At 73.4% G+C, this 22,073-nt stretch carries 17 protein-coding genes and 1 tRNA gene; 7 read left to right on the top strand and 11 right to left on the bottom strand.

Annotation, left to right across the window (positions count from 1 at the left end):
- Window positions 1–163: 163 nt before the first annotated feature.
- Together ACWDAS_RS04880 and ACWDAS_RS04875 are read right to left on the bottom strand one after the other, a co-directional pair.
- Window positions 164–988 (bottom strand): hypothetical protein, encoded by an 825-nt coding sequence (locus ACWDAS_RS04880; RefSeq protein WP_450387399.1) that lies wholly within the window; start codon window positions 986–988, stop codon window positions 164–166.
- Window positions 972–1,505, bottom strand: a complete 534-nt coding sequence (locus ACWDAS_RS04875) for a SigE family RNA polymerase sigma factor (protein ID WP_450387398.1) — start codon at window positions 1,503–1,505, stop codon at window positions 972–974. The genes ACWDAS_RS04880 and ACWDAS_RS04875 overlap by 17 nt, the downstream gene beginning before the upstream one ends.
- 176 nt (window positions 1,506–1,681) lie before the next feature.
- Here ACWDAS_RS04875 and ACWDAS_RS04870 point away from each other — a divergent pair, with 176 nt between their 5' ends.
- Entirely contained in the window at window positions 1,682–2,089 is a 408-nt protein-coding gene (locus ACWDAS_RS04870) for a PPOX class F420-dependent oxidoreductase (RefSeq protein WP_450387397.1), read from the top strand.
- Window positions 2,090–2,122: 33 nt separating this feature from the next.
- Entirely contained in the window at window positions 2,123–2,653 is a 531-nt protein-coding gene (locus ACWDAS_RS04865; protein ID WP_450387396.1) for a TerD family protein, read from the top strand.
- Window positions 2,654–2,743: 90 nt separating this feature from the next.
- Here the strand turns inward: ACWDAS_RS04865 and gdhA are convergent, their stop codons facing one another.
- Both gdhA and ACWDAS_RS04855 read right to left on the bottom strand, forming a co-directional pair.
- Window positions 2,744–4,090: an NADP-specific glutamate dehydrogenase gene (gene gdhA / locus ACWDAS_RS04860; protein ID WP_450387395.1), complete on the bottom strand. Its 1,347-nt coding sequence runs from the start codon at window positions 4,088–4,090 to the stop codon at window positions 2,744–2,746.
- Window positions 4,091–4,388: 298 nt separating this feature from the next.
- Window positions 4,389–4,799, bottom strand: coding sequence for a hypothetical protein (locus ACWDAS_RS04855; protein ID WP_450387394.1), 411 nt, complete (start codon window positions 4,797–4,799; stop codon window positions 4,389–4,391).
- A gap of 420 nt (window positions 4,800–5,219) precedes the next feature.
- On the opposite strand from ACWDAS_RS04855, the gene ACWDAS_RS04850 reads away from it, so the two are divergent.
- Window positions 5,220–5,738 (top strand): hypothetical protein, encoded by a 519-nt coding sequence (locus tag ACWDAS_RS04850; protein ID WP_450387393.1) that lies wholly within the window; start codon window positions 5,220–5,222, stop codon window positions 5,736–5,738.
- Window positions 5,739–6,160: 422 nt separating this feature from the next.
- Here the strand turns inward: ACWDAS_RS04850 and ACWDAS_RS04845 are convergent.
- The 6 genes from ACWDAS_RS04845 to ACWDAS_RS04820 all read right to left on the bottom strand — a co-directional run bounded on the left by ACWDAS_RS04845 (window position 6,161) and on the right by ACWDAS_RS04820 (window position 13,700).
- A tRNA-Thr gene (locus tag ACWDAS_RS04845) sits at window positions 6,161–6,237 on the bottom strand.
- Between the two features lie 119 nt (window positions 6,238–6,356).
- Complete coding sequence (locus ACWDAS_RS04840) at window positions 6,357–7,928, bottom strand: alpha/beta hydrolase (RefSeq protein WP_450387392.1); 1,572 nt, start codon at window positions 7,926–7,928, stop codon at window positions 6,357–6,359.
- Window positions 7,929–8,028: 100 nt separating this feature from the next.
- The gene (locus tag ACWDAS_RS04835; protein WP_450387391.1) at window positions 8,029–9,045 is read right to left on the bottom strand and encodes a hypothetical protein; all 1,017 of its coding nucleotides are present in this window, start codon (window positions 9,043–9,045) and stop codon (window positions 8,029–8,031) included.
- 237 nt (window positions 9,046–9,282) lie between these two features.
- Complete coding sequence (locus ACWDAS_RS04830; protein ID WP_450387390.1) at window positions 9,283–10,494, bottom strand: DNA polymerase III subunit delta'; 1,212 nt, start codon at window positions 10,492–10,494, stop codon at window positions 9,283–9,285.
- Between the two features lie 159 nt (window positions 10,495–10,653).
- Window positions 10,654–11,313 (bottom strand): hypothetical protein, encoded by a 660-nt coding sequence (locus tag ACWDAS_RS04825; protein ID WP_450387389.1) that lies wholly within the window; start codon window positions 11,311–11,313, stop codon window positions 10,654–10,656.
- A 353-nt stretch (window positions 11,314–11,666) separates the two neighbouring features.
- Window positions 11,667–13,700 (bottom strand): asparagine synthase-related protein, encoded by a 2,034-nt coding sequence (locus ACWDAS_RS04820; RefSeq protein WP_450387388.1) that lies wholly within the window; start codon window positions 13,698–13,700, stop codon window positions 11,667–11,669.
- A gap of 770 nt (window positions 13,701–14,470) precedes the next feature.
- Between ACWDAS_RS04820 and ACWDAS_RS04815 the strand changes: the two genes are divergently transcribed.
- A complete protein-coding gene (locus tag ACWDAS_RS04815; RefSeq protein WP_450387387.1) occupies window positions 14,471–15,883 on the top strand; it encodes an MFS transporter in 1,413 nt (470 codons plus the stop codon).
- A gap of 290 nt (window positions 15,884–16,173) precedes the next feature.
- Here ACWDAS_RS04815 and ACWDAS_RS04810 read toward each other — a convergent pair whose 3' ends face one another.
- Window positions 16,174–17,640 carry a glycoside hydrolase domain-containing protein gene (locus ACWDAS_RS04810; protein WP_450387386.1) on the bottom strand — a complete coding sequence of 489 codons (1,467 nt, stop codon included), beginning with the start codon at window positions 17,638–17,640 and terminating at the stop codon, window positions 16,174–16,176.
- Window positions 17,641–18,373: 733 nt separating this feature from the next.
- On the opposite strand from ACWDAS_RS04810, the gene lhgO reads away from it, so the two are divergent.
- The 3 genes from lhgO (at window position 18,374) to ACWDAS_RS04795 (ending at window position 22,055) form a co-directional block, all read left to right on the top strand.
- Window positions 18,374–19,594 (top strand): L-2-hydroxyglutarate oxidase, encoded by a 1,221-nt coding sequence (gene lhgO, locus ACWDAS_RS04805; protein ID WP_450387385.1) that lies wholly within the window; start codon window positions 18,374–18,376, stop codon window positions 19,592–19,594.
- Between the two features lie 12 nt (window positions 19,595–19,606).
- Window positions 19,607–20,365, top strand: a complete 759-nt coding sequence (trmB, locus tag ACWDAS_RS04800; RefSeq protein WP_450387384.1) for a tRNA (guanosine(46)-N7)-methyltransferase TrmB — start codon at window positions 19,607–19,609, stop codon at window positions 20,363–20,365.
- A gap of 67 nt (window positions 20,366–20,432) precedes the next feature.
- Window positions 20,433–22,055, top strand: a complete 1,623-nt coding sequence (locus ACWDAS_RS04795) for a PrsW family intramembrane metalloprotease (protein ID WP_450387383.1) — start codon at window positions 20,433–20,435, stop codon at window positions 22,053–22,055.
- The last annotated feature ends 18 nt before the right edge of the window (window positions 22,056–22,073 follow it).

Genomic DNA, 22,073 nt, shown 5'->3' with positions numbered 1-22,073 from the left:
CTGGGAGTTCGGCGGCTCCCGGCCGGGCACCCTCCGGGAGGACGAGGCCGCGCACGCGGCACGCCTCAGCGGCTGAGCGGGGGCCGCGGCCCCCGTCGCGACGGCCGGGGGGCGGCGCCGGGTCCGGGAGCCGGCGGGGCGGGCCGGTTCGGGTGCGGCCGGATCAGCCCGGCGTGCCGGAGGCGTCCGCGGTGCCGCGATCGGGCCTGCCGAAGCTCGCCGCCCTGAGGCTCGTGACGACCGTGTCGACGAGGGCCTTCGTCGGCCGGTGGAGACAGGCCGTGGCGGTGATCCCGACGGCGGCCCTGCCGTCCAGGCCCGTCCCCCAGGCCGTCAGTTCCCGGTCGCCGCCGAGGGTCCGGCAGCCCGTACTCGCTGGCGCCACGCCGCCCTTCAGCAAGAACCTGCCGTCGCCGGCGTCCTTGGGGTCGGGTGCCTTCATCCAGTGGAAGGAGAGCAGCACCCCGCCCTCGGTGAGCCTGTCCACGGGCGGGCAGGCCGAGTAGGTGATCCGCTCCTGCTTCGAGCACTCGCCGCGCTCGTGGAGGGGCCCCGAGCCGACGAAACCGACCACCACCGCCTGCGGGTCGGCCACCAGGAGGGAGCTCCAGCCCCGGGGCGCCGGCAGCGTCAGTCCGGACAGGTCGTCCAGGCGGACGGTGGCGAACCCGGGGTCCGCGCTCCGCGTCGGCGCGGGAAGGGGGGATCCGGGGACCGGCACGGGGCGGGCAGGCGACGCGGCAGGCGCGATGCGCTGCCCTCGGGGCGTCAAGGGATGCGCCGGCTGCAGCATCGCCGCGGCCACCACCATCGCCGTCACGCCGCCGACCGCGGCCGTCGTCGTCGCGGCCAGCCGGCGCCGCCTGCGCCGCCGTACCCGCCGTCTGATCTGCGCCATCCGGTCCGCGGGCGCCGACGGCTGCGGCACGACGCGCTCCAGCAGCACACCGAGCTCCCACTCCTCCTCGGGCTCAGGCTCCGTGTTCACACCGCTCGCCCCCCATCGCCAGGCTCGGCACCGCCGCGAGCTGACCGCGCAGCATGGTCAGCGCCTTGGCCGCCTGGCTCTTGACCGTGCCCGGACGGCAGCCGAGGATCTCGGCGGTCTCGTCGACGCTCAGGTCCTCGAAGTAGCGCAGCACCACCACCGCCCGCTGCCGTGCGGGCAGCCGGCGTATCAGCACCGCGAGTGACTGCTCCAGGTCGACCGAGGCGAACGGGTCCGCCACGGCGGCAGCCGTCGGGTCCGGCACCTCGCCGTGCGGCACCTCGCCCCGCCAGCGGCGCTGCCACCACGAGGAGGCCGTGTTCACCAGGGCCCTGCGGACGTACGCCTCCGGGTTCTCGGCGGCTATGCCCCGCCACTTCGGCCACACCTTGGCCAGGACCGTCTGCAGCAGGTCCTCCGCCAGATGCGCGTCGCCGGTCAGCAGCCAGGCGACCCGCAGCAACCGCGGCCCGCGCGCGGCGACGAACTCCTCGAAGTCCGTCTCCGCATCCCTCACCGTGGTGTCCTCGCCATCGCGTTCCCGTCCGTGCTCCCAGCCTCACACCCGCCTGAACCATCCGGGACGCCGATCCGGTTGCCAGGAATCCGGGATCGCCCTCGTTCGTTGCCGCCTCGGGCGGGCGCGCGGTGCGCGACCGGCCCCAACGGACGGCAGACGAAAGGGCGTTACCCGTGACAGCCGCACTCTCGGACGACCTGAGGAAGTACCTCGACCAAACCCGCGCCTTCGCGACCGTGGCCACCGTCTCCGCCGACGGCCGCCCCCACCTCACCGTCGTGTGGATCACCCGCGACGGCGACGACCTGCTGTTCTCCACCACCGTGGACCGCCTGCAGGGCAGAAACCTCCGCCGCGACCGGCGCGTCACCGTCATGATCAACCCGCCCGAGAGCCCGTACGCCTACGCCGAGATCCGCGGCGACGCGACCGTCACCCCCGACACCGGCCACCGGCTGCTCGACGAGCTGTCGCTGAAGTACACCGGCCAGGAGTACGCCGCCTTCAACCCCGCGTCCGTGAACGACGGCGAACGCATCGCCGTCCGCGTCACCCCGGTCCGGGTCACCGGCCGTCTCTGACCCCGCCCCGAAGGAAGCAAGGAGAGCCAGTCAGTGAGCAGCGTCAGCAAGGGCCTCGGCAGGGTCGAGGTCCGGCTCAAGTGGGACCCCAGCCCGATCGGGGCGCCGGCCAGTGACCTCGACATCGTCGCCGCCGCCTACGGCGCCGCCGACCCGCACGGCGCCCCGGCGTACCTCGTGCACTTCGACAGCCGTTCCCCGGACGGCACGATCACCCTCAACCGCGACAGCAAGACCGGCAAGGGACTCGGGTTCGACGAGGTCATGACCCTCGAACTCGACCGGCTCTCCCCCGCCTACGGCCGGGTCGTCGTCGGCATAGTCGTGCAGCAACGAGACGGCCGCATGACGTTCGGCGACATCGCGGGCACCGGCGTCAGCGTCGTCGAGGGCCACACCGGCCTCGCCGTCTCCGACCTCGGAGAGGTCGCCGCCGCCACGGCCGCCACCGTCGGCGAGTTCCGCCGGGGCGCCTCCGGCGAGTGGCTCTTCCGCCCCGACCTGCGCGGCTTCGACGCCGACCCGGCGGCCTTCGCCAAGGTGATGGGCGGCAGGCCTTCCTGACCCCGGGAACGCCCGTGCCCTCCCGCGGCGCGCGTCGCGGGAGGGCACGGGCACCGGCACGCCGCCGGTGTCCATGGGGCACTGCGACGGTTAGACGACGCCCTGCGCCGTCATCGCCTCCGCCACGCGCAGGAAGCCCGTGATGTTGGCGCCCAGGACGTAGTCGTCGGGCGTGCCCCCGTACGTCGCGGCGGTGGCGCGGCAGCGGGTGTGGACGTCCCGCATGACCTGCGCGAGCCGGGCCTCGGTCTGCTCGAAGGTCCACACCTCGCGCGAGGCGTTCTGCTGCATCTCCAGCGCGGAGGTCGCCACACCGCCCGCGTTGGCGGCCTTGCCCGGGCCGAAGAGGACGTCCGCCTCCCGGAAGACCTCGATCGCCTCCGGGGTGCACGGCATGTTCGCGCCCTCCGCGACCGCCAGCACGCCGTTCTTGACCAGCGTCCCGGCGTCCTGCCCGTCCAGTTCGTTCTGCGTGGCGCAGGGCAGCGCGACGTCGCACGGCACGTCGAAGACCGAGCCGCGCTCCGAGTAACGCGCCGCCGGCTTGGCCTCTGCGTACGCCGAAAGCCGGGCCCTGCGCGCCTCCTTGACCGCCTTCAGCAGCTCCAGGTCGATACCGGCCTCGTCGACCACGTAGCCGCCGGAGTCCGAGCAGGCGATCACCGAACCGCCCAGCGCGTTCACCTTCTCGATCGCGTACACGGCGACGTTCCCGGATCCCGAGACCACCACCTTGCGCCCCTCGAAGCCCTGCCCGCGCGTGGCCAGCATCTCGGCGGCGAAGTACACCGCCCCGTACCCCGTGGCCTCGGTCCGCGCGTGCGAGCCGCCCCACGCGATGCCCTTCCCGGTGAGGACCCCCGCCTCGAAGCGGTTGGTGATCCGCTTGTACTGCCCGAAGAGATAGCCGATCTCGCGGCCGCCCACACCGATGTCCCCGGCCGGCACATCGGTGTGCTCGCCCAGATGGCGGTGGAGTTCGGTCATGAACGACTGGCAGAAGCGCATGACCTCCCCCTCCGAGCGGCCCTTGGGGTCGAAGTCGGAGCCGCCCTTGCCGCCGCCGATCGCCAGCCCGGTCAGCGCGTTCTTGAAGATCTGCTCGAAGCCGAGGAACTTCACGATGCCGAGGTCGACGCTCGGGTGGAAGCGCAGGCCCCCCTTGTAGGGGCCGAGCGCGCTGCTGAACTCCACCCGGAATCCCCGGTTCACCTGCACACGCCCCTGGTCGTCCACCCACGGCACCCGGAAGATCACCTGCCGTTCCGGCTCGCACAGCCGCTCCGCGATCCGCGCGTCCGCGTACTCCGGATGCGCCTCCAGCGCCGGCGCCAGCGAGTGCAGCACCTCCCCCACCGCCTGGTGGAACTCCGTCTCCCCGGCATTGCGCCGGCGGACGTCCGCGTAGACGGCCTCGATGTGAGCACTGACGTTCATGCGCGCCTTCTCTCGTCCGATATCCCGGACGCGCCCTGCGGCGGCGCGTCCGGCCGTTGCCGTGTCAACGAGTACGGACGGAAGAAAGCAAGGTGTCAGAGCGAACGGATACCGGCGGCGAAGTGCCCAGGCCGCCTGCGGGCCCCTGGCCTCTTTGGTATGGGCGTCCGGCGCGCCCCGACCCCGCGCCCCGCGGCGCGAGCCCGCACGCGCGGCGCCGGAAAGGCGGAAGCTCCGCCCAGGCGGGCAATCCGGGATTGCCTGGCCTCGGCGGAGCTCCGGTCACACGTACCGTGGATCAGTGGTCGTTGACGAACGAGTACGCCTTGCACTCCGACTCGTACCCGTCCTTGTACCTGCAGAAGAGGAAGCCGATGTTCTCGCCCTCGGGCAGGTCGTACTTGCCCCCGTCGGCAGCGCGGTGGGTGGCGCAGTTGCCCTCGCCGCCCACGTAGAAGTTGTAGCGGGGCGCTCCGTAGGCACCGCCGAGGTAGACGTACATGATCACGGCGTAGCCGTCGGCGTCCTTGTCGCAGATCGTGACGACGTCGCCGTACTCGTTGTTGTAGCCCTCACCGCTGTAACCGGAGATGCTGCCCCACACGTCCCCGGTGTGCATCGTGTGGTCGGCGGCCATCGCCGGGTTGGAGAACCCGATGGTGAGCCCGATGCTCGCCAGCGCCAGGCCAACTGTCCTGCGCAGCTTCATTTTTACCCCCATGTCCCCGAATCATTACCCTGTACATGCCAGGGGTTTGGTCGGGCCGCGACGTTACCAGGAACATGGAACGGATGATCGATGTCCGGCACTTGACGCGCAGTCACCGCGAGTCAGGCCACTCGCCCCGGACGAGCCCCGAACAGCGGCCGAACCAGCGCTTTCGCGGCTCCCCGGGCCAACGACCGGCCCCGTGACCGGCATCGGGCTGTGATCCTTCTCACCGCCGCGCGCATGCCCGGGCCGCCGGTCCCACGCTCCAAAAGCCCCGGCCCGGCAGACCGGGCACGCGGCGGGACCAGGAGGCTGCCGCCGCAGGGCCACGGTCCTCCCCATGGAGCCGCCCACCCCCGTCGAGACGTCGGCCGGACCGGCGGATCGGCGCCCTGACGCCGCCCATATGCTCGTGCGATGACCTCCGATGAAGCCACCCACCCCACGGTCCTGGTCCAGGTGGGCCACCGTCACGCGCAGATCGACGAGCAGCTCGCGCCGGCGATAGAGGCGATCTGGCGCAGCGGATTCGAGACCTTCACCTGCTGCCAGGACCTCGGCGAGAGCAACGCAAGCTGGGTGGAGAAGCTGCCGCACATGGCCGGATATGTCGAATCCCGTCGCGGCTGGATGCTCATCGACTTTCCGATCGACAGCGGCCTTGCCTTCCTCTCGGCCGTGGCGAACGCCGGCCCACGAGACGCCTTCTACGTCCGGATGACTCATTGGGCGGCTCCGGACGCGTGGGACGTCAAAGTCAAGCCGATGGATGTCGCGATGCGTCAAGAGCACGTGGAATCGCAGTTCCACCTGCGACTGCTCCAGGTGAGTTTCCCTGCCTACGACCTGCCGGAATTGACTCGGCGCCTCCGCGAGCACGCGGCGGGGCGCCCGGTAGCGCCTGCACCCGCCGACTGGAGCACCGTCGGCCGCTAGTCGGCGAACACCGCCACCGCGCCGGTCGTGTCGGAGCAGCAGTGCCGCGGGATGCTCCGGGGGACTCAGGGAAGCATGTCACCCCGGTTCACGCAGGTGTACCAGCCGTCGTCATTGCGTCCCACGCCCCGCAGCGCCGAACACCGGCATCCAGACGGCGCATCGTTCTCCCGCGGCCCGGGAAACGTCTCCATCCCGACGGTCGCCGTGAAGCTGACCAGCACCACGAGCACGGCACGGACGAAGGTCACCCACGGCTCGGCGTCACCCGCCGCGCCGCGTGCACGCCACGACCCCGCAGGAGACGGTCGCCCTGAGGCCGGAAGCGGGACCATGTCCACGCGGGAGACACGCGCCCGCCGCCGTCGTATGCGATAACGCCGAAGGGCCCGGGCCACATCCGTGACCCAGGCCCTTCGCGATGGAGCCGCCTAAGGGAATCGAACCCTTGACCTACGCATTACGAGTGCGTCGCTCTGGCCGACTGAGCTAAGGCGGCAGGCTGCCGAGACAGCTTCGCATCGGCAGCGGGCACAAGTCTACACAGTTATCGAGGGGCCCCTGACCAGGGTCGCCGTCGTGGCCGGGTCACGGCCGCGGTCAGGGGCCGGGGCCGGGTCAGCAGGTCTTGCCGTCCTCCGGAGGCGTGCCCTTGAGGAGGTAGCCGTTGACGGCGGAGTCGATGCACTCGCTGCCGCGGGCGTACGCGGTGTGGCCGTCGCCGTTGTAGCTGAGGAGGACGCCGGAGTCGAGCTGGCCGGCGAGGGACTTGGCCCAGGCGTACGGCGTGGCGGGGTCGCGGGTGGTGCCGACGACGAGGATGGGGTCGGCACCGGCGGCCTCGATGCGGTGGGGCTTGCCGGTGGGCGGGACGGGCCAGTAGGCGCAGATCAGGCTGGACCAGGCGAGGTTCTTGCCGAAGAGCGGGGACTCGGCGGTGAACGCGGATACGGACTGCTCGGCGGCCGCGGGGCCGGTCAGGGCCGGGGGCAGGTCGAGGCAGTTCACGGCGGCGTTGGCGTACATGAGGTTGTCGTAGTGGCCGTGGTCGTCGCGCTCGTAGTAGGTGTCGGAGAGCGCGAGCAGGCCGCTGCCGTCGCCCTTGTCGGCCTTGGTCAGGGCGGTGCGCAGGGTCGGCCACATCGACTCGTCGTACATGGCCGCGATCACGCCCGTGGTGCCGAGCGCCTCGGTCAGCTTCCGGTCGCTGCCGGTCTTCAGGGGCTTCGCGTCCAGCTGCCTGAGGAAGGCGTCGAGGCGGTGCCCGGCGTCGGCGGTGCTCTTCGTGCCGAGCGGGCAGTCGCGGTGGGTGAGGCAGTCCCTGGCGAAGGCGTCGAAGGCGGTCTCGAAGCCGGAGGCCTGACCGCGGCTGGCGTCCAGGGCGGAGATCGAGGGGTCGACGGCGCCGTCGAGGACGAGCCGGCCGGAGTTCTGCGGGAAGAGCTCGGCGTAGGTGGCGCCCAGGAAGGTGCCGTAGGACTTGCCGACGTAGTTGAGCTTGCGGTCGCCGACCAGGGCGCGGAAGACGTCCATGTCGCGGGCGGAGTCGACCGTGCTGACGTGCTTGAGCAGCTTGGCGGAGCGCTGCTCGCAGCCGCCGGCGAACTTCTTGTCGGCGGCGACGAGGTCGTTGACCTCGGCGCCGGAGTCCGGCGTGACGTCCGTCGCCGTGAAGGCGTCCATCTGCCGGTCGCTGAGGCACTCGACGGGCTCGCTGCGGGCAACGCCGCGCGGGTCGATGGCGGCCATGTCGTACCGGGAGGTGACCGCCGCGGGGTACCCGAACGCGGCGTACTGCAGATAGTCGATCGCGGAGCCGCCGGGGCCGCCCGGGTTGACCAGCAGGGTGCCGAGCCGGCTGCCGGGGCCCTCGGCCTTCTTCCGGGTGACCGCGAGCTTGAGGTCGGTGCCGGCGGACGGGTGGCGGTAGTCGAGCGGGACCCGCATCGTGGCGCACTGCATGCCGGGCATGTCCTTGCAGGAGCGCCAGCTCAGGTGCTGCTCGTAGTACGGGCGGAGGTTCCCGTACGCGTCCGCGGGCGCGCCCGAGGGCGGCGGCCCGCCGAGCGAACCGGCCGGGGACGAGGCGGCGGCGCTGTGCGTACTGCCGCCGGTCGTGCACGCGGACAGCAGCAGCCCGGCGACGGCGAGGACGGTGCCGGAGGTGCGGAGCAGACGCGGGGTGTCCATCGGGGCCTCGGTTCCTCGTGGTGGTGATCTGGAGCGTATCCGTGGGGCCGGTGGCGAACCGTCCTCCACAGTCCTCATACGGGTGATTCCGCCCGCGCCGTCACGGACGGTACGGAGCGTCGAGCTTCTCGGTCGCGTATCCGGCGACGAGGGCGAAGAGCCGCCGCCTCGGGGCGATGCCGTCCAGCACCCGGACCTCGGCGGACGCGCCTCGCAGCCGCTCGCGCAGGGCGACGGCGGAACGCCTCGCGTCCTCCTCTCCGGAGGGTACGGCGAGCAGCAGCGCGGGGCGCGGCACGCCCCGCCCGGTGTAGTCGTCGGCGGAGGAGTACGGCGGCGGACCGGACCGTTCGAACGCGTCGTAGCCCCCCGAGACGCCGATCGCCGTCGCGTAGCCCTCGGGGTCGGCCAGCTGCTGCCGTACGACGCAGGCGGCGGCCCCGTCCACGCCCAGCAGCGCCCGCGCGAGACGGCCGGGGAGCACGCGGTAGAGCCGGGCGACGGCGGCCGGGACGCCCGCGGGGCCGGCGCCCGGGCCGGTGTCGCAGTGGGCGGGCAGCACGACCACGAAGGGGTCGGCGACGCCCCGCAGCGACTGGGCGGCGAAACCGGCGAACAGATCCGGGTCGGCGGGGTCGATGTGGGCCACCACCAGGGGGAAGTACAGGCCGTCCGAACCCGGGTAGTCGTACTGCGGGGGCAGCCAGACGCGGGTGCCGTCGGACAATTCCTGGAGCGTACCCCCGGCCGGGTGACCGAGGGTGCGCGGCGGCTCCATCCCCGCGTCCGCGGGATCGGACGGCACGGGCGGCGGCGGTGGCGGGGACGGCCGCCGGGCGGGCGGGGGCGCGGCGGCGGTGACCGGGCGGGGCGGCGAGTGCGAACGGTCCCCCGCGCCGGACGGCATGCAGACGGCCAGCGTGATCGCCACCGCGGCGGCCAGCGCGGACCCGGCGCCGCGCAGCACCGTGCCGGTGCGCTCCACGGGCAGTTCGTACGCGCGGCCCGCGCGCTGCTCCCACCAGTGCCGCAGGGCCGACCGGGCGAGCGCCACCGAGACGGCCCCGGCCGCAGTCAGCAGCGCGTACAGAACGACGACCTCGGCCACCTCGGGCACGTGGGCACCACCTCGGGAGTCCCCCACGGCGCTTCGGGCACGGGTGAGGGCACCCGCGCCGGAGGCAGGGGGGAGCGCTCCCCGTGTGCTGGGATCACCCCCGCGGGGACAGGGACCGGGGGCACCGCACAGCAGCCTGCGGCAAGCCCGGCCGCACCGGGGAGCGGCGACGCGCGGGCACCGCAAACGATCACCCGTCCGCCGGATGATCAAGCCCGCGGCGGCGGAACCCGGAGGTCAGCCCGCACGCAGGGCCAGCGTCATCGCCTCGACGGCCAGCAGCGGCGCGACATTCCTGTCCAGCGCCTCACGGCAGGCGAGCACCGCCTCGATGCGGCGCAGGGTGTTCTCCGGGCGGGACGCCACCGCGATCCGCTCGACGGCGTCCCGCGCCTCGACGTTCGCGATGGCGACGGACGTACCGACCTGCACGGCCAGGACGTCCCGGTAGAAGCCCGCCAGATCGGTCAGGGCCAGGTCGAGGGTGTCGCGCTGGGTGCGGGTGGAGCGCCGCTTCTGCCGGTCGGCGAGCTCCTTCATCACGCCCGCCGTGCCGCGCGGCATGCGGCTGCCCGCTCCTGCGGCCGCGCCGAGTGCCGCGCGCAGCTCCTCGGTCTCCTTGGCGTCCATCTCCTCGGAGACCTGCTTGGCGTCCTCGGTCGCCGCGTCCACCAGCTCCTGGGCGGCCTTGAGGCAGCCGCCGACGTCGTCCACGCGCAGCGGCAGCCTCAGCACGGACGCGCGCCGGGCGCGCGCCGCCTCGTCGGTGGCGAGCCGGCGCGCGCGGTCGATGTGGCCCTGGGTGGCGCGGGCGGCGGCCTCGGCGACCGTGGGCTCGATGCCGTCGCGCCGGATCAGCACATCGGCGACGGCCTCGACGGGCGGCGTACGCAGCACCAGGTGCCGGCAGCGGGAGCGGATCGTGGGCAGCACATCCTCCACGGACGGTGCGCACAGCAGCCACACCGTCCGGGGGGCGGGCTCCTCGACGGCCTTGAGCAGCACATTGCCGGCGCCCTCGGTGAGGCGGTCGGCGTCCTCCAGCACGATCACCTGCCAGCGGCCGGAGGCGGGGGACAGCGTGGAGCGGCGGACGAGGTCGCGGGTGTCCTTGACGCCGATGGAGAGCAGGTCGGTGCGGACCACCTCGACGTCGGCGTGCGTACCGACCAGGGTCGTGTGGCAGCCGTCGCAGAATCCGCAGCCCGGCGCCCCGCCCAGGGCACGGTCCGGGCTCACGCACTGCAGCGCCGCCGCGAAGGCGCGCGCGGCCGCGCCGCGGCCCGCGCCGGGCGGGCCGGTGAACAGCCAGGCGTGCGTCATCTTCGACGCCGTCGGCAGCGGGGCGCGCTCGGCCGCCGCCGTCACGAAGGCGTCGGCGTCACGCGCGGCGGCGGCCAGCTGCTCCGTCACCCGGTCCTGGCCGACCAGGTCGTCCCATACCGCCATCGCGCCCGCCCGTCCTGTGGTGCTCCTCTGTGTCCTACGGCTCCACCATTGTCCGGTACGCCACCGACAGCCCGGCCCGCCGGGGCGGAACCCGGGGTCGGCACGGGCTCGCGGGGCGGGCGCGCGAACCGGCCCCGGCCCCGTGCGCCGGCCGTACGGTCAGCCGGACACGCGGCGGTGCCGGCGCGGCGCGGGCTTGCGGCGCAGCATCACCAGTGCCGCGATCGAGGCGATGCCCAGGGCGGCCAGCGCGGACGCCACCCCGGCGGTCAGCCCGGAGGGCCCGGCGGCGGTCGACGCGGACGTGAGCCCCGCCGCGGGAAGGCCGGTGCCCGGCCCGGTGGACGCCGCGGCCGTCACGCCGGGCACGGCCCCGGCGGGCGCGGACGGCCCGGTGGACGGCCCGGTGGACGCCGTGCCCGACGACGATGCCCGCGTCACGTCCGGGCACGCCACGGTGAAGCGCTGGGGCTTGGCACCCGCACCGACCCACCGCAACCGGTACCGCCCGTCGGAGAGCACGATCCGGTCGGTGCTCCCGGTGCCCCGGTCGCCCGTGACCAGCGTGCCCACGATCGCGTCCTCGCCCCGCGCGTACGCCACCGTCCAGTTGACCGGCTGGTCCGGCGCGAAGCCCTCGACCTTGAGATAGAAGGTGCACACCGTGGCGCCGTCGCCGCGCGTCTTGCCCAGCGCCTCGTCGTAGAGGCGGACCCCGGGCCGGTCGGCGGGCGCGCCGGAGGCGTGCGCGGCCAGCCCCAGGAGGGCCGCGGAGGCGGCAGCGGCGGACAGGGCCGCCGCCGTGGTACGGATGCGCATGCTCCGAGTGTCCCGGAGACCCGCGCGGAGGGCTGCGCCGGGGTCCTTTTCCGGCCACCGACATATGTGGAGCAACGGCGTCCATATCCCCCTGGATAAAAGGGGGGTGAACCGCGCGCCGCGGCAACAGTTCCGTCCGGCGCAGCAGTCGGGGCAGGGCCGCACGGGGCCCCGGACCGTATCCACCCGCGGCGAGGGAGTGGAACCGGCCGCACCTCTCCCCACCCCGACCGCCGACGGACGCCGAACGCCGCCCGCCTCCGCACCTCCTGCCCTGCCGCCGGCACGAACCCGGCCCGCACACACAGCGGTTGCCCCCCGGGCAGCCCACCCCCAACGGCACCCGCGGCCGCCTACAGCGACAGCCGGTGCACCCCGCCCGCGACAGCGCGCTGTTCCGGGACCTCCGTGCCCGTCCAGCACGAGCCGCGCCGCGCCAGCAGCCGGCGCAGCCACACCTCCGTGGCGACCAGGTCGGTGAGGCCGTCCACCGGCACCGGTTCGCCGTCGGCCGCCGCGCGCAGGGCGGCCCGCACGACCCGGGCCTCGACGAGCCCGGCGTCCGCGAGCAGCGGGGCGTCGAAGAGATCGAGCAGGTCCTCGACGGCCGTGCGCAGGCCCGCCCGGACGGCGACCGCCGTGGAGACCTGGGAGTTGGCACCCCAGCCGGGCGGCAGGTCGCGGATGCCCGCCCCCGCCAGGACCGAGCGCAGGATCGTGGCGCGGGCTCCCGGCTGGACGCGCAGCGTCTCGGGCAGGGCGCGGCAGGCCCGTACCACCTGGTTGTCCAGGAAGGGGGCGTGCAGCCGCTGGCTGCGCACCTCGGCGGCCTGCTCGAAGACCCGGTGGTCGGCGGCGTGCCGGGCCAGCGCGGCCCGCGCCCGGCGCTCACCGGGGCGCTCCACCATCGCCCCCGGCCGGGCCGCCGCCTCCTGCAGGCGAACCGATACTTCAGCCAGGGCCTCGCCGGTCAGCCAGCGCGCCGCCGGCCCCGGCCGGCACCACGCGAGAGCCGCAAGCGACGCGGCCAGCGCGCCCCCGTGCTCCTCGAAGCGCCGGGCCAGCAGCCCGGCCGCGACGTCCTCCACACCCTGTCGATAACTCGTGTGCGCCAGCCGCCGGGCCGCCCGGTAGACAGTGAACGGCACGAACACCGAGCGGCCCGAGGGCCCGTCCGCCCGCGCCAGCGCCGTCACCGGGCGCAGCAGGCCGCGCCGCCGCCGGTCCATCAGCAGATCCGCCAGCCGCGCCGGATGGGCGTCCAGCACCTGCCGGGCGCCGTGCCCCACGAAGTGGTCGGCGCCGCCGGCCGCCAGCCGCAGCCGGTGCCGTTCCGCGGTGATCAGCGAGGGCCCCGGCTCGTCGGTGAGCGGCCCGCTGTCGAGGTCGGCGTACGGCAGCGCCTCCGGGCCGCCCGGCACCACGACGTGGTGCATCCGGGGGTCGGCGGCCATACTGCGGGCGCGCTCCAGCTCCGCCGCACCCGCCTGGACGCCGCCCGTGGAGAGGTCGTTGAAGGTCACCGCGAGCAGTCGCTGTCCCGCCGCCGAGCCGTGCCCGAGCGGCGTGCCCGGCATCCCCGGCAGGCCGGCGGCGAGCAGCGCCAGCGTGGAGGACGCGCTGCCGCCGGACAGGTCGGCCCCGATCCCCGGAGCCGGGTCCTCCCCGGGGTCCGGCACGAAGCGGGGCTGCGCGAGCCGCGTCCGTACGGCGTCCACCAGGGCGTCCCGTATGCCGGCGATCGCGCGCTCGGGGTCGGCGGAGCCCGCCGGGGTGCCCGCGACAGCGAGCGAGGCGGTGGGTTCGTACCCGCTGACCTCGGGTACTCCGTCGCGCATGATGAGCGCGTGCCCGGGCGGCACCCGGCGCACACCCGCGTACGGGGTGCCCTCGCCGAGCGCCTCGGGAGAGTCGGGGCAGGCGAGCAGCGCGGCCAGGTAGGTCACGTCCAGGGCGGCCTCGGTGAGATCGGCCAGTGGCAGCGCGGCCGTCCCGTACGCCGTGCCGCGCGCCCACTGGGTGTGGAACACCGGCCGGGCGCCCGCGAGATCACCCAGCACCGTGATGCGGCGGCCGATCTGCAGGACGCAGGTGTAGCTCCCGGCCCAGGCCGTCAGATGGCGCAGCGCCCCTCCGCGCGCCGCGAACAGCCCCACCCGCAGGTCGGCATCGGAGGCGGCGCAACGGCCCAGCACGGCCAGCCGCGCCACGGAACCGTTCTCGGCGTGCACCGCACGCACCTCGTCGGGGCGCCAGTCGCCCACCATCCACAGCGGATCGGGGTCGCCCCACAGGAGTTGCGCGCCGACGGGCTGCAGTGTGCGGTCTCCGCGCGTGCCGGGCACCTGTCCCACGGCAGCGCTGCTCCACCCCACCAACCACCGCATCGCCGCCTCCACCGGTTGTGGATTACGTGGGCCACCGTGGCCAACCGGCCCCGCGGCAGGCAGAACTGCCGCCCCGTCCGATGAACATGCTGCCACGGAGCGGCGCACAAAGAGGCGCATGAGGACATGGTTGAGCGCCGGGCCGCACTTCACGCGCGGCCCGGCGCGGGGCCGGTTCGGCCCAACTCCCCGATGATCAAAGTCACTTGACGCGGGATCCTGGATTCCAAACGTCGTCTTCCGGTCATTGTCCGGGCAGCCCGCATTCGTCCGTTGTGCGAAGTGTGGGCGTCGCGGCCCGGGAGGCGTGGCGCGCCTCCCGGGCCGGTCCGCCACCCGCGGGGATTGTGGTGGCGGAGCCCCCTGACCCGCCGCCGCCCCCCATAGCCGCAAATGAGAGCCGCGGGCCAACCCACGGCACCATGGAACCCCGATCGCCCGAATCGGCACAGAGCGCGCGGATGGGCGCACAGCCGCATACGCCGGTAGCACGCGCCACCAGCAGGAGTCGTCAGGCCGCATTCAGGGCAGGAATCTCGCCATCCGGGACAACAGCTCTTAACGGGCGGGATACGGCGAACTACGCTGGGTTCACCCGAGAAGCGATGGTCCCGGCAGCTCGGGGTCCGGCGCATGCCCACCGGGCGGCGGCGGACCCGGCACACCTCCACAAGAGGTGCCGGGGCAGCCGTTGTTGTGCGTCGAGAGGGTGTGACAGGCGTGGCAGGCGTACGCGGCCCTCGCGCTTACGGCGAGAGGTGGTAGTGGTCATGACCAAAGAGCCCCGAGGGCCCAACGAAAAGCTCGGCACCCTCCTCGCCCTGGCCGGCATCAGCAACGCGGGACTCGCCCGCAGGGTCAACGACCTGGGCGCCCAGCGCGGTCTGACCCTGCGGTACGACAAGACCTCCGTCGCCCGCTGGGTCACCAAGGGCATGGTGCCGCAGGGCGCCGCCCCGCACCTGATCGCGGCGGCCATCGGCAGCAAGCTCGGCCGTCCCGTGCCGCTGCACGAGATCGGCCTCGCCGACGCCGACCCCGCGCCCGAAGTGGGCCTCGCCTTCCCGCGCGACGTCGGGGAGGCCGTCAAGTCCGCGACGGACCTGTGGAAACTCGACCCCGGCCGACGCGGCCCGGGCGGCGGCGGCATCTGGCAGAGCCTCGCCGGCTCCTTCGCGGTCAGCGCGTACGTCACCCCGGCGTCCCGATGGCTGATAACCCCGGCCGACGCCCGCGTCGCCCGCGAGGACCCCGCCCCGGGCACGCACCACGTCGGCCACTCCGACGTCGCCAAGCTCCGCGAGGCCGCGGAGGACGCCCGCCGCTGGGACTCCAAGTACGGCGGCGGCGACTGGCGCTCCGGCATGGTGCCCGAGTGCCTGCGGGTCGAGGCGGCACCACTGCTGCTGGGTTCGTACTCCGACGAGGTCGGGCGGTCGTTGTTCGGTGCCACCGCCGAACTCACCCGGCTCGCCGGGTGGATGGCCTTCGACACCGGCCAGCAGGAGGCCGCCCAGCGGTACTACATCCAGGCGCTGCGACTCGCACGCGCCGCGGCCGACGTCCCCCTGGGGGGCTACGTGCTGGCGTCGATGTCGCTGCAGGCCACATACCGCGGCTTCGCGGACGAGGGCGTCGACCTGGCCCAGGCCGCCCTGGAACGCAACCGCGGCCTCGCCACGGCACGGACGATGTCCTTCTTCCACCTGGTCGAGGCCCGCGCCCACGCCAAGGCGGGCGAGAGCGCCACGTGCGCGACGGCGCTGGCCGCCGCCGAGTCCTGGCTCGACCGCGCCCGCGACGGCGACGCAGACCCGCCCTGGCTCGGCTTCTACTCCTACGACCGCCTCGCCGCCGACGCCGCCGAGTGCTACCGCGACCTGCGCGTGCCCGGCCAGGTGCGCCGCTTCACGGAGACGGCGCTCGCCCAGCCCACGGAGGAGTTCGTGCGGTCCCACGGCCTGCGCCTCGTGGTCTCCGCGGTCGCGGAGCTCGAGTCCGGCAACCTGGACGCGGCATGCGCGGCCGGGGTCAAGGCGGTCGAGGTCGCCGGGCGCATCTCCTCGGCCCGGACGACGGAGTACGTGCGGGACCTCCTGCACCGGCTCGAACCGTACGGCAACGAGCCGCGGGTCGCGGAGCTGCGCGAACGGGCGCGGCCCCTGCTGGCCGCTCCGGCGTAGCGGGGGCCATGGCCGGGCAGGGTTGCCCTGGACCGGGCGCCGTGTCGCGGGCGTGCCCCGGGACCCCGTACCGGGCCTCCGGGACCAGGGAGCCTCAGGGGGCGGGACCGGGGCTCCGGGGCGGGGCATTCCGGACCGCACATGTACGTGCGTACGGGCGGCACGAAGAGCGGGCCCGGACAAGCGCGCACACATGTCGCAGCGTCCGGAATGCACCCTCCGACCCCGGCCCCTCCGTCGAAGACGTGGGAAGGGCCGGGAGCCGGCAGGTGCAGCCTCGAGGTCAGGCCTCAGCCGACGATCGCGACGGGGGCGTCCCAGGCGTCGTGGTCCAGGCTGTGAGCCTTCGGGTCGCTGCCCCAGGTCTCACTGGTGCAGTAGTTCGTGGTGGGGCAGGTCTCGTACTGGTGGCCGCGCCGGTGTCCGGTCCACACAGTGGAGGGCAGGTAGGCGTAGCTGGTGGAGGTGGTGTCGTCCTTGTGGTTCCAGTCCGCGTACCACATCACGTCGGGCAGGCTGGTGGCCGGCGAGTCAGCGCTCGCCGCCTTGGCCATGTCTGCAACGCCGGAGCCGCCGCTGCTGTAGAAACCGGCCCAGTAGCCATGGCTGTGCACCGCCAGGTCCCAGTATCGGACGTAGGTGAGCACCGCTTGGCTGCAGATGGTGTCGCGGGCGTCGTAGTTCTCGATGTCCACATAGATCGGGCTGCCACTGCGGATGCCGAGAGCCGCGGCGGCCTTCGCCGCATCGGCACCGTCCGCGGAGCCCTGGGCCTTGGCTGTGGTCGCGTCGAACCGGACCTTCTTGGCGGTGTTGGTGGTGCAGTACGGCTGTGAGCCCAGGTAGGTCGGTATCAGCTTCCAGCCGGTCTGCGAGACGCTGGTCACCCAGTCCGGGGTCAGGTTGGCCTGGGTGGTGTCGAATCGGTTGACACCGCCGATGTACACGCCGACGGCCTTGTACGGCGAGGTGCCCCACCAGGCGTTCATGGTGGCCAGGCTCGGCGCGCTCGCAGTGTCGAACGCCTCACCGGTGACCACCGACGGGGAGGCCAGCACGACCGTGCTCCGGTGCTCGCTGGAGACCCCGGCCGAGGACAGTGAGGTCTTCGCGACCACCGCACGCAGCGTGGTGGTGCCCCACGAGGGCGCCGCCCAACTGAACGTGGTGCACAGGTTTTTGGCCGTCGAGCCGCTGATGCAGGTACCTGCCTTCGAGGCGGTTACCTTCTTCGACGTGATGCTCGTCCAGCTGCCGCTGCTCAGCTTCTGCAGGTAGACCGTGCGCGTGGAGTCGAAGGTCGTCCCGGTGAACTTGAGCGTGGCGGTGCGACCCCAGGTGATGGTGCTCGGCACCGACAGCTGGGCGCTGGTGCTGTTCAGGTGGGTCGTGATGCTGGTGGTCACACCCGCCTTGGACTTGTAGCTGCCCGAGGCCGGGACGTACACGCGCAGCTTGTAGGTGGCCGCGCTGTTGCTGTAGGTCTTGATGGAGAAGGTGTGCGTCGAGGTGGTGGTTCCGGACTTCAGGGTGTGCCACGCGCCCGAGTAGTACCGCTGGAAGTCCACCATCCGGCCCGCCGGACCGTTGGCGGTGCCGGTGGCCTTGAGGTAACCGCCGGCGTTGGACTGGTAGGACAGGTGCCAGGTGACGCTGGTGCTGTTGGTGGGTGTGACAGCGGCGGCCTGTGGGGCCGCCGCGCCGAGCGCGGTGAGCGCTGCGGCGGGTATGACGGCTAGACGCCATGCAGGGGGCATCTGGTCCTCTCGGTCAATGTCCAGGGTCAGTGGCGTGGCGGCAGTGCAGCCGCCACGCGGTCAAGCCCCCGCGCCAGGCGCCACGGCACCGGGCGACCGGATAGGCGAGGGCAATTCAGGCGTCAGGGTTCCACATGCTCCGCGCCGCCCCCGCACCGGGTCCCGAAGGTGGCAAGCAACACGCGCGCCGGATGGTGACGTTGCCACCAACCGGTGGCTCCTCCTGCCAAGGTCCCCGGTCGCACACTCAACTGACCTACGAGGCTGCACAGAGCGCGGCACCCCAGTAGTGGTGCGTGCGGTGACGTTGCCGGCGCCGCATGCGGCGAGGTCGACGGGACCGCAGGCACGTGGGCGGACGCAATGGCGCCGGGCGAAGCCCTGGCCGCCGCGACGGCGGCTACACCACCACTGGGAGGGCGTGCGCTTCGTCCCGGCTCCCCGAGCGGCCTCCCCCGGTCACGGACCCGGGGAAACCGTGGGACGTCGGGCATCGTTCTTCGGTTCGGGCCCGGATCGCGACGCGCCTCGCAGGTTTGCCCGGCCCTCGCGTGGGTCACCACAAGGATGATCGGGCATGTGACTCCGCTCCCCACCTGAAGGAGGGGGCTTCCGAGCCGAGGGTTGCGGTCCAGCCCGGACCGGTCCCTTGCGGGACGGACACAACGCGCCACAGGCCAGGGAAGCGATTCCCCCACCGGTGGAAGCCGGTGGTTTCCTCGCTAGGAGACTGATGGAGGCAGCGGACGTCGTCGTGATCGGCGCCGGCATCGTCGGCCTTTCCACCGCGTACGCCCTCACCCGCGCGTCCCCCGGCACGACCGTGCTCGTCCTCGACAAGGAGGACGGCCCCGCGCGCCACCAGACCGGCCACAACAGCGGTGTGATCCACAGCGGCATCTACTACCGCCCCGGTTCGCTCAAGGCCCGGTACGCGACTCAAGGCGCCGCCGAGATGGTGAAGTTCTGCGCCCGCAACGACATCCCGCACGACGTGACCGGCAAGCTGATCGTCGCCGCCGGGCGCGACGAGCTGCCGCGTCTGCACGCCCTCGCCCAGCGTGGGCGGGAGAACGACATCCCCGTGCGCGAGCTGGGCCCCGCCCAGATCGCCGAGCACGAACCACACGTGCGCGGGCCGGCGGCGATCCACGTGGGCACGACGGGGGTGTGCGACTTCACCGCGGTCGCCGCGGCCATGGCCCGCCTCACGACCGAGGGCGGTCGCGCCGACGCGCGCATCGCGTACGGCACGGAGGTCCGCGCGATCCACCGCGACGGGCGGACCGTGGTCGTCGAGCCCCACGACGGGCCGCCCGTCCGGGCCAAAGCGCTGGTGAACTGCGCGGGCCTGCACTGCGACCGCATCGCGCGCATGGCCGGGGAGGACACGTCCGGCGTCCGCATCGTGCCGTTCCGCGGCGAGTACTACGAGCTGCGCCCGGAACGCGCCGACCTCGTGAGGGGGTTGGTCTACCCCGTCCCCGACCCGGCCTTCCCCTTCCTCGGCGTGCATCTGACCCGCGGCGTCGACGGCTCCGTGCACGTCGGCCCGAACGCCGTCCCCGCCCTGGCCCGCGAGGGCTACCGGCGGCGCACCGTGCGCCCCCGCGACCTCGTCGAGACCGCCGCGTTCCCCGGCACCTGGCGGATCGCCCGCCGCCACTGGCGCTACGAGGCCGGAGAGATCCGCCGGTCGCTGTCGAAGCGGGCCTTCGTGGAGTCCGTCCGGCGGCTGCTGCCCGACGTGACCGCCGACGACCTGGTCCCGGCGGAGGCCGGGGTGCGGGCGCAGGCCGTGCTGCGCGACGGGACGCTCGTCGACGACTTCCTCATCACCGGCGGCGGACCCTTCGTCCACGTGCTGAACGCCCCCTCGCCCGCCGCGACGGCCTCGCTGCCGATCGGCCGGGAGATCGCCCGCAGGGCACTGGAGGTGCTGGGGCGTACGTAAAATCGAGGCATCATGTCGAAGCCCCGCACCCCCCACTTCCCGGGCGGCCCCGCCTCCCACCCGCATCCGGACGCGCACACCGAGCAGCGCATCCGCACCTTCCACCCGCGCCGCGGCCGGGTCACCCACGGGCAGCGGGCCGCGCTGGAGCGGCGCTGGGCGGACTGGGGCGTCGACATCGACGGCACCCCGCTGGACCTGGGCAAGCTGTTCGCCGACGCGGCCCTCGCCCCGGACCTCCCCGTGATCCTGGAGATCGGCTTCGGCATGGGTGACGCCACCGCCGCGATGGCCGCCGCCGACCCCGGCACCGGCATCCTCGCCGCGGACGTGCACACCCCCGGCCAGGGCAACCTCGTCCACCTCGCCGAGCGCGAGGGCCTGCGCAACGTCCGGGTCGCCAACGGCGACGCCGTCGTCCTGCTGCGCGACATGATCGCCCCGGGCTCGCTCGCCGGTCTGCGGGTCTACTTCCCCGACCCCTGGCCCAAGGCCCGGCACCACAAGCGCCGGATGATCCAGCCGGAGTTCGTGGCGCTCGCCGTGTCGCGGCTGCGGCCGGGCGCGACGGTGCACTGCGCGACCGACTGGGAGCCGTACGCCGAGCAGATGCTCGAGGTGCTGAACGCCGAGCCCGGCCTGGTCAACGCGTACAACACCGAGAGCGGGTACGCCGAGCCGCGCCCGGCCTTCCGCCCCATGACCAAGTTCGAGCGCCAGGGCATCGCGAAGGGCCACGTCGTCCACGACCTGATCTTCGAACGCCGGTGAACGTCCGGCTGCGCGGTAATCCGTAACACCATCGCGCCACGCGGTCACCGACCCGTAAGGTCATTGGGTGTCCTCGTACTCGCATACGCCCGACTCGCCCCTCCCGAGCCCGGCCGACCAGCCGTCCGTACCCGAGTATCCGGAACACCAGCAGCAACCGCAGTTCGCGCTGCCCGCGCCCGGGCAGTGGCACTACAAGCCGCGCCGGCACTTCTGGGAGAACAAGACGTTCCGGCTCGTGGCGCTCTTCGCCGTGCTCGCCCTGTGCGGGGTGATCATCCTCGCCCTGGTACGCCGCCAGACCGGCACCGAGGGCCTCCTGGTCGGCCTCGTCCTGGCGATCCTGCCGGTCCCGCTGCTCGCCGGAGCCTTCCTGTGGCTGGACCGGGTGGAGCCCACCCCCCTGCGCGACGCGGTCTTCGCCTTCGCCTGGGGCGCGTGCGCCGCCACGCTGGTCGCCATCCTCGCCAACGAGTACGCGACCGAACTGCTCGCCACGACGTTCACGGCCAGCGACTCGCAGAGCGACATCTGGGGCGCCACCTTCGTCGCGCCCGTCGTCGAGGAGAGCGCCAAGGGTGCCGCCGTCCTGCTGCTCTTCCTCTTCCGCCGCCGTGACTTCACCGGGATCGTCGACGGCGTCGTCATAGCCGGGCTCACCGCCACCGGGTTCGCCTTCACCGAGAACATCCTCTACCTGGGCTCCGGCTTCGCCGAGGACCAGGCGTACGGGACCGACGGCGGGCTGGGCACGACCGCGGCGATGTTCGTCGTCCGGATCGTCATGACGCCCTTCGCGCACCCGCTGTTCACCTCGCTCACCGGCATCGGCTTCGCCATCGCCGCCACCTCCCGCCCCCGGCAGGCCCGCCGCTGGCTCGCCCCGCTGGGCGGCTGGCTGCTCGCGATGACCCTGCACGGCACCTGGAACGGCTCGGCCTCGCTCAGCCCGCTCGGCTTCCTCGCCGTGTACGCGACGCTGATGATCCCGCTCTTCGGCCTGCTGGTCTGGCTCGCGATCTGGTCCCGCTCGAACGAGCTCAGGACCATCCGCACCCAGCTGCCGCTGTACGCCATGGCCGGCTGGCTGACCCTGCCCGAACCGGCCGCCATCGGCTCCATGAAGGGCCGCGGCCTGGCCCGCTCCGCCGCCCGCGGCGCGCAGGGCAAGGACGCCGCCCGTACCGTACGCGAGTACGTGTCCTTCGCGACCTCGCTCGCCTTCCTGCGCGCCCGCGCCAACCGCGGCGCCGCCGGTCCCGACTTCCAGGCGCGGGAGCAGGAGCTGCTGCACCACCTGTGGGAGCGCAAGGCCGTCGCCCAGCCCGCGCTCACCCATGCGGCCTACGTCATCCGGCCGCCGTTCCCGCCCGTGTACCACTGGGCGGCGCCCCGGCCGGGGACGCCGTACGGGCCGTATCCGCAGGTCCAGGGGTGGCCGCAGCCGCAACCGTGGCAACCGGAGCCGCAACCGTGGCAACAGCAAGAGCAACAGCAACAGCAACAGCAACAGCAACAGCAACCGTGGCAGCCGCAGCCGCAGCCCGGGCAACCGCAACCCTGGCAGCCGCAGCCGGGGGCGTACCCGCAGCGGTGGGGGCCGCGCCACCCGCAGGTGCCGCCGCAACAGGGGTGGCATCCGCAGGTCCAGCCCCCGTACCAGGACCCCGGGGGCGGCCGCCACCGCTGACTCCGGTTGCCGGGTCCC

This window comes from Streptomyces sp. NPDC001070 (assembly GCF_053598835.1).
Note: the sequence above shows the minus strand (reverse complement) of the source record. Positions and strands in the feature narration are given on the sequence as shown.

Bases quoted from the DNA above. Each gene is read 5' to 3' on its own strand.
- gdhA (WP_450387395.1), bottom strand. From the start codon at position 4,090: ATGAACGTCAGTGCTCACATCGAGGCCGTCTACGCGGACGTCCGCCGG.
- ACWDAS_RS04855 (WP_450387394.1), bottom strand. From the start codon at position 4,799: ATGAAGCTGCGCAGGACAGTTGGCCTGGCGCTGGCGAGCATCGGGCTC.
- ACWDAS_RS04850 (WP_450387393.1), top strand. From the start codon at position 5,220: ATGACCTCCGATGAAGCCACCCACCCCACGGTCCTGGTCCAGGTGGGC.
- ACWDAS_RS04840 (WP_450387392.1), bottom strand. From the start codon at position 7,928: ATGGACACCCCGCGTCTGCTCCGCACCTCCGGCACCGTCCTCGCCGTC.
- ACWDAS_RS04830 (WP_450387390.1), bottom strand. From the start codon at position 10,494: ATGGCGGTATGGGACGACCTGGTCGGCCAGGACCGGGTGACGGAGCAG.
- ACWDAS_RS04825 (WP_450387389.1), bottom strand. From the start codon at position 11,313: ATGCGCATCCGTACCACGGCGGCGGCCCTGTCCGCCGCTGCCGCCTCC.
- ACWDAS_RS04820 (WP_450387388.1), bottom strand. From the start codon at position 13,700: ATGCGGTGGTTGGTGGGGTGGAGCAGCGCTGCCGTGGGACAGGTGCCC.
- ACWDAS_RS04815 (WP_450387387.1), top strand. From the start codon at position 14,471: ATGACCAAAGAGCCCCGAGGGCCCAACGAAAAGCTCGGCACCCTCCTC.
- ACWDAS_RS04810 (WP_450387386.1), bottom strand. From the start codon at position 17,640: ATGCCCCCTGCATGGCGTCTAGCCGTCATACCCGCCGCAGCGCTCACC.
- lhgO (WP_450387385.1), top strand. From the start codon at position 18,374: ATGGAGGCAGCGGACGTCGTCGTGATCGGCGCCGGCATCGTCGGCCTT.
- trmB (WP_450387384.1), top strand. From the start codon at position 19,607: ATGTCGAAGCCCCGCACCCCCCACTTCCCGGGCGGCCCCGCCTCCCAC.